Annotated in this window: 8 protein-coding genes; 2 read left to right on the top strand and 6 right to left on the bottom strand. The window is 68.0% G+C overall.

What is annotated here, in order from left to right:
• Positions 1-122: 122 nt before the first annotated feature.
• The 4 genes from ACFTZL_RS39580 to ACFTZL_RS39565 all read right to left on the bottom strand — a co-directional run bounded on the left by ACFTZL_RS39580 (position 123) and on the right by ACFTZL_RS39565 (position 2,185).
• Positions 123-425, bottom strand: a complete 303-nt coding sequence (locus ACFTZL_RS39580; protein ID WP_382593759.1) for a hypothetical protein — start codon at positions 423-425, stop codon at positions 123-125.
• Positions 422-1,165, bottom strand: coding sequence for a GntR family transcriptional regulator (locus ACFTZL_RS39575; protein WP_382593756.1), 744 nt, complete (start codon positions 1,163-1,165; stop codon positions 422-424). The genes ACFTZL_RS39580 and ACFTZL_RS39575 overlap by 4 nt, the downstream gene beginning before the upstream one ends.
• Positions 1,162-1,383 (bottom strand): hypothetical protein, encoded by a 222-nt coding sequence (locus ACFTZL_RS39570; protein ID WP_382593753.1) that lies wholly within the window; start codon positions 1,381-1,383, stop codon positions 1,162-1,164. Before ACFTZL_RS39570 ends, ACFTZL_RS39575 begins: the two co-directional genes overlap by 4 nt.
• Positions 1,384-1,906: 523 nt before the next feature.
• Positions 1,907-2,185 (bottom strand): hypothetical protein, encoded by a 279-nt coding sequence (locus ACFTZL_RS39565; protein ID WP_382593762.1) that lies wholly within the window; start codon positions 2,183-2,185, stop codon positions 1,907-1,909.
• A 78-nt stretch (positions 2,186-2,263) separates the two neighbouring features.
• Between ACFTZL_RS39565 and ACFTZL_RS39560 the strand changes: the two genes are divergently transcribed.
• On the top strand, positions 2,264-3,022 hold the full coding sequence (locus ACFTZL_RS39560; RefSeq protein ID WP_382593750.1) for a GntR family transcriptional regulator: 759 nt from the start codon (positions 2,264-2,266) through the stop codon (positions 3,020-3,022).
• 331 nt (positions 3,023-3,353) lie between these two features.
• Here the strand turns inward: ACFTZL_RS39560 and ACFTZL_RS39555 are convergent, their stop codons facing one another.
• Entirely contained in the window at positions 3,354-4,148 is a 795-nt protein-coding gene (locus tag ACFTZL_RS39555; RefSeq protein ID WP_382593744.1) for a hypothetical protein, read from the bottom strand.
• Between the two features lie 537 nt (positions 4,149-4,685).
• Here ACFTZL_RS39555 and ACFTZL_RS39550 point away from each other — a divergent pair.
• Positions 4,686-5,645, top strand: a complete 960-nt coding sequence (locus ACFTZL_RS39550; RefSeq protein ID WP_382593741.1) for a D-2-hydroxyacid dehydrogenase family protein — start codon at positions 4,686-4,688, stop codon at positions 5,643-5,645.
• A gap of 132 nt (positions 5,646-5,777) precedes the next feature.
• On the opposite strand, the gene ACFTZL_RS39545 is transcribed toward ACFTZL_RS39550, so the two are convergent.
• On the bottom strand, positions 5,778-6,056 hold the full coding sequence (locus tag ACFTZL_RS39545) for a hypothetical protein (protein ID WP_382593738.1): 279 nt from the start codon (positions 6,054-6,056) through the stop codon (positions 5,778-5,780).
• Positions 6,057-6,081 lie beyond the last annotated feature (25 nt).

The following is a 6,081-nucleotide window of genomic DNA, read 5'->3' as shown; positions in this document are numbered from 1 at the left end:
GGCCAGAGCGCTACCCGCTCTGGCCCGCATGACGTGATGGAGGAGAGACCCTGGTACATCAACGGGTCTCCCCCGACCGGGACTGGCGTTTGTCCAAGGCAGGCGCAGTTTGCGGCCGCTGCCTAGGAGCGGTGAGTTCCGCTCCCCGATAGGAGGTACCCGCGGCTGGTCGCGACGCGGATCACGTCCCGCAAAGCCCCGGTCAGTTCCTTCGCCAACCAGCGCAGGTCTTCCAGGCCTGCCTCCTGGTCGACGAGGGTATCTGAGGCCTCCTCCAGCAGCTCGGTTGCCGTGCCCAGTTGCACCGCTTCGATACTGTCTGCCAGGCGGGCCATATAGCCGCCGCTGGCGTCGGTGCTCAGGTAGCAGGGCTTGCCCTCCGGGCCCGACCACGGGAGCAGCCGCAGTTCGTTCGATGCCGTCATCCTTGCTTCTGCCTCTCGTCGGTCACTTGGTGAGTGGTGAAGACGGCGTCAACGCCGTCCCCCGGGAACACCAGAAGCGCGGCCTCGACGACTCGCCCGGTCGTGTCAGTCGCGATGCGTGTGATGGCGAGGACTGCCATGGCAGAGCCGATCCGGAGGGCCGATGCTTCGTCCGGTGATGGTGGGCGGGCAGATACCGTTTCGCGGACAACCGCCGGCGGCGAGCTCAGAACGGCAAAGCGCGTGGCCGTCTCCCGCCACGAGGAGTCGTCGACCAGCACTCCGGCCGGTGCCAGGTCGCGCGGGATGTAGATGCGGGCCAATCCGTGCGGCGACTCCCCCTCGTGGCTGATGCAGACGAACTCCGTGAGAGGACTGCCCGTCGGCACTGCCAGCAAGGTCGTCAGGTGCCCTTGTGCCGGGACCGTGTCGGTGCGAACGGTGACGTGCAGGGCCGTTTCCGCCGCGGTCCACGGGTCCAACGTTCCCCATCCTCCGACGTAGAGGATTTTGCGGGCCGGACGACGAGCGAAGTTCCCCCTGCCGTGGATCTTCTCGACGAGGCCTTCTCCCTGAAGCACGGCGAGGGCTCTCCGCAGTGTCACCGTGCTGACCTTGTATCGGTCGGCCAGGCCGGCTTCTGACGGAAGACGTTCGCCCGGCTTGATGCGGCCGGTCGTGATCTGGTGCCGCAGATCCTTGGCGATTTCATGACGGCGTGAAGGCACGAACCCGATCACCGCCTTCTCTGCATACGAACGGCGGCGAGGCGGGTTCGTGCGTGTATGGTCAGCAGCTCGCCGGACTCGAAGAGGAGTTGCTTACCGCCTTGGGGTAGCTGGATGAGGTCGCTCACCCGGCATGCCGTGCCGCCGAGTTGAATGACGTCGCCGCGCTGCACGGTGGTCGCGGTGACCTCGACGTTGGATGCCAGCGCGCCGCCGGCCCAGCCGCTCACCGCTCCGCCTCCGCACGCGTGGGGTGGTGGGGCGCCGAGTGGCACGGGCAGGCGCATGTCTCGACGACCACCGGCAGGTCGATCGGTGCCGAGACCGGGGAGGACTCCGCGCAAGCAAGATGCGTGCCGATGATGCAGTCGGTCGACCAGTAAGGAACGACCGAAGCCTCAATGATGCGGGGCTGTTGGCGAGGAGTCATCAGCTGACCCCCACTAGGGACGACCAGGCTTCAGCGGTCAGATGCGAAGCGACTACCACCTCGCGCGGCTGCACTCGCCTCTCCCCAACCAGCACGTAGGGGCGGACAAGCGCGTTGTCCTCCCCCGCGAGCGGGTGACGGTGACTCGCGGTGTCGGCAGACCGGCTCGGGAAGACCGTCGACGCGTCAGCGGACGCAGGGAGAACGGGGGTCGCCAGAGGCCGGGACAGCCGTAAGGGACGGCGGTGCCTGCCCTTGGGAAAGTACCGCGCTCTGGCAAGCGAGGCGGCACGGCGGACACGGTTGAGCATGCTGCTCAGCTCCTATCGCTGATGGCTCGGTCCCCCGACATCGCCCGTCGTGGGGACCGCTTTGCTTACGACCGCCCAGAGGGTGCGGTCGTTCAGGCTGGTGGCGAGGAGCCCGAATCGATCGGCATCCGCCACCACTTCCAGGACCTCCCGCCATATGTCGGCGGAGAGCGATTCCGGCACCTCCGCTTGGACCGACGCGTACCGGTCGCGCTCCTCAACGCGTGCGGGAAGCCCGAGGTCTGACAGCCGGGCAGCGATGGCCGCCGCGCGAACTCCCGAAGCGGGCACAGGGCAGCCTCCGTCACCGGCGATCACTTTCAGTGAAGCTAGTTAACTAGATTAGAGCTAGTGGACTAGATTTTCCATATGTCTGAGCAGCCGCCCTACCTCCGTATCGCCGACGAGCTCCGGCGGCGGATCGCGGAGCACGTGTGGGAACCCGGTGACCGCCTGCCGTCCCGCGCCCAGATCGGCCAGGAGTGCGGAGTGGGCGAGAACGTCGTCCGCCGAGCTCAGGAGCTGCTGATTTCCCAGGGTGTGCTTGAAGGGCGCGCCGGTTCGGGCACGTACGTCGCCGAGCCCCGACAGCGGGTCCGGGTCGTCCGGTCATCAGCCCGGGAGCAGCCCAGCGGATCGCCCTTCCGGGCAGACATGAAGGCCGTGGGCAGGCAAGGGGACTGGGAGAGCCGGACCGAGGCCAAGGTGCCGGCTCCAGCGGACATCGCTGGACGGCTCGGCATCGCCGAAGGCGACCTGTGCGTCCGGACGGCGTACGAGTTCCTGGCCGATGGCAGGCCGGTGCAACTGTCGACGAGTTGGGAGCCCTACGACCTCACCGCCGGCACGCTCGTCGTCCTCCCCGAGGGTGGGCCGCACGCCGGGGCTGGAGTCGTGAACCGCATGGCCGCGATCGGCGTCACCGTCAGCCACTCAGTCGAGCAGCCGGAGCCGAGGCAGGCGACCGCCGAGGAGGCATCACTACTCGGTATCCAGAAGGCCGCACTCGTGACGCACATCCGGCGGACGTACTACAGCGACGACGGGCGGCCCGTGGAGACGGCGGACATCGTGGTGCCCGCAGCTCACTGCGAGATCGTCTACGAGATCCCGATCAACCGTCACTAACCCTGTCCCAGCCCCCTGTCGAAGTCGAATGCGTGTCGAAGGCCGATCGAAGAGACGCCCAACGCCTGAAGAGAAGCAGGTCAGCAGCGATGTTAGACGAGACAAACCAAGCGCCTTCTAAGCGCTTGGCCGCAGGTTCGAGTCCTGCCGGGGGCGCCACTCCTACCAGCGCAAACGCCCCAGAGGGGTCATCCCCTCCTGGGCGTTTCGCGTCTCTGACGCCAGCGCTGACGGCAACGACCGTGTCACTCGACGGCCAGCAGGCCTCCCGGCTTGTCCAGGGCAGCCCGATCGTGGGTTCGATCCCGCCACCCCGACTCGCGCCCGCCCCCTACTGCCCCTCGAAGAAGCCGGACTTCAGGTCCCCGATGACGGCGTTGAGTGGATGCCCACTCACGATGAACGGTCCACCCCATGGCGCGCTGAGTGCGAAGAGCAACGCCAGGCTCAGCCCGACCACACTCGCAACGCCTACGATGAGCAGCGACGTTCGCAGGCTGCTGCGGAAGACCAGGGCGCCGGAGTTCACGATCAAGGCCAGTCCGCTGACCACAAGCGTGACGACGTACAGCGACGGAACATCACGCGAGGCGGCCGCGACGCGGGCGCGACGACTACTGGTGACACCGTCCAGGGAAGACAGCAACTCCGTCCCTGCCGCACTTCCCACCTCGGGCCGGGCCGCCTCGGCGCGAACACTCCGCTCCATCCGTGCGATCGCGCGAGCGGTGGCCGGGTCATCACCGGACGCCGCTGCTGTGCCCCTCCATTCCCTGGCACGCGTGGTCTGTAGGTAATCCAGAATCGCCGCATGGATCGGCTCCGACTGGACTCGCGGACTTGTCGCCGCCCATGCCAAGCGGGAGGCCGCGGCCGCCTCGTCACTCACCAACCCCTCGGCTGCACGCAGGTAGCCGGCCTCGCTGGCCAGTGAGAGTGCCGCAAAGATCGCAAAGGCAGCACCGAGTGTCGGCATCAGAGGTGTGGCGATCTGCGGCACCCGATCCCGTTCCCCAACGGGTACAAGCATCCGGACGCCGATGCGCGCCGCAGCCGCGACCAGTAGGGCAAGTAAAAGCCCGCCCACAACCAGCACCACCGCCGGCAGCGAGGTCAACCAGTTCATCAGATCACCTACAGCGTGTTCCCACCAGCGCCCCACGGCGGCGACGCTTCGGCACCGCGACCAGGAACTTCTCGTCGACCACTTTCAATGAACGCCCCATGATCACAGGTCGAAGTCCTTTGACGCCCTCGACGCCCGGCACGGCATCTCGTTTCGTTGGCCAAAAGGCCGAACTGCATGCCACCAGCTCGTATCGCGGCCCTAGATCCTGCCCTGCGCCGGAGGCCAAGGTGGTTCCACTCCCGGTCGCGGACACCCACCGCCCGTCACCGCAGCCACCTGAGCGGCGAGATTCCTGGTTCACCTGCGTCGATCCCTCAGGTGTGAGCCCGCGGCTGCACGTCCAGCGCGTCCCCAAGGGGAAAGCCGCCCTGCACAGTGGTTGTGGCCAAGCGCCTCGGCCGTCAGATGCTGCCGAGCCGGCCGCCGCGCGTAGCGGATAAGCGGATAGCGGATGCGCAAGGGCCCCACGGCCCCACTGACAGTCGTCCCGCATAGAGTCGGTCTCCCGACCATGGGCCGTGGAAAGGAAGCGACGTGCGGCTGCGCTGTGCTGTGCTGGACGACTTTCAGAAGGTGGCGACCGAGGTCGTCGACTGGTCGGCGATCTCGGGCGAGGTGGAGGTCGTGTCCTTCGACACCCATCTGGACGGCGAGGACGCCCTGGCCGCCGCCCTGGCCGAGTTCGACATCGTGGTGACCCTGCGCGAGCGCGTGTCGTTCCCCGGGTCGCTGATCGCCCGCCTGCCCCGGCTGAAACTGATCGTCGCCTCCGGCATGCGCAACTCGGTCATCGACTACGCGGCCGCCGAGAAGCACGGCGTCACCGTGTGCGGGACGGCCAGTTCCTCCACCCCGCCCGTGGAGCTGACCTGGGCCTTGCTGCTCGGCCTCGCCCGCGGTCTCGTCGAGGAGAGCAACGCCCTGCGCTCGGGCGGCCCCTGGCAGTCCACCGTCGGCGCCGACCTGCACGGCCGTCGCCTCGGGCTCCTCGGCCTCGGGAAGATCGGCAGCCGCGTGGCCCGGGTCGGCCTCGCCTTCGGCATGCACGTCAGCGCGTGGAGTCAGAACCTCGGCCAGGAGCGCGCCGACGAGATCGGCGTCGAACTCGCCCCCTCCCGGGAGGACCTCCTCGCGAGCAGCGACTTCGTCTCGGTCCACCTGGCGCTGAGCGACCGCACCCGCGGGCTGCTCGGGCCCGCCGAACTCGCGCTCCTCAAGCCGACCGCGTATCTGATCAACACCTCGCGCGCGGCCATCGTCGACCAGGAGGCCCTCCTCGCCGCCCTGCACGAGGGCCGGATCGCCGGCGCCGGAATCGACGTCTTCGACATCGAGCCCCTGCCCGCCGACCACCCGATGCGCACCGCCCCCCGCCTCCTCGCCACCCCGCATCTGGGCTACGTCTCCGACGCCAACTACACGACGTACTACGGCCAGGCGGTGGAAGACATCCGCGCGTTTCTCGCGGGAGCGCCGGTGCGCCGGCTGCCCTGACGCCCGTACAGCTCGGAATACGGACACAACAATGGCCGGGACCCGGTATCGGGTCCCGGCCATCCTCCGCCGTACGAGTGGACTCACGCGAGGGGCGCCGACGCGGACACGGCGCCTCGGACTCGGCGGGAGTCAGGCCCTCTTGCCGGGGACGACGGTGCTGCTGGTGCAGGAGACCTGGCTGTGCGAGGTCGGGCAGTCCTGCGTCGAGTCGTTGACGACGGTGACCTTGCCGCCATTGTCGGTGGTGTACGTGTACTGGCTCAGTTCCACGCAGCGAACCTGACCGTTGCCGTCGTCGACGCACTTGCCGGAGTCGCCGAGGGCGGAGGCCTGGGCGGCGCCGACACCGATCAGAGCGAAGCTCCCCAGAATTCCCGCTGCCGCCGCGATCATCTTCGAATTGAGCATTTACCTTTTCCTTTGCGGTCGACTC

This window comes from Streptomyces sp. NPDC056948, assembly GCF_042674225.1.
GTDB lineage: Bacteria > Actinomycetota > Actinomycetes > Streptomycetales > Streptomycetaceae > Streptomyces > Streptomyces purpurascens.
This window is presented reverse-complemented; position numbering and strand designations above follow the sequence as displayed.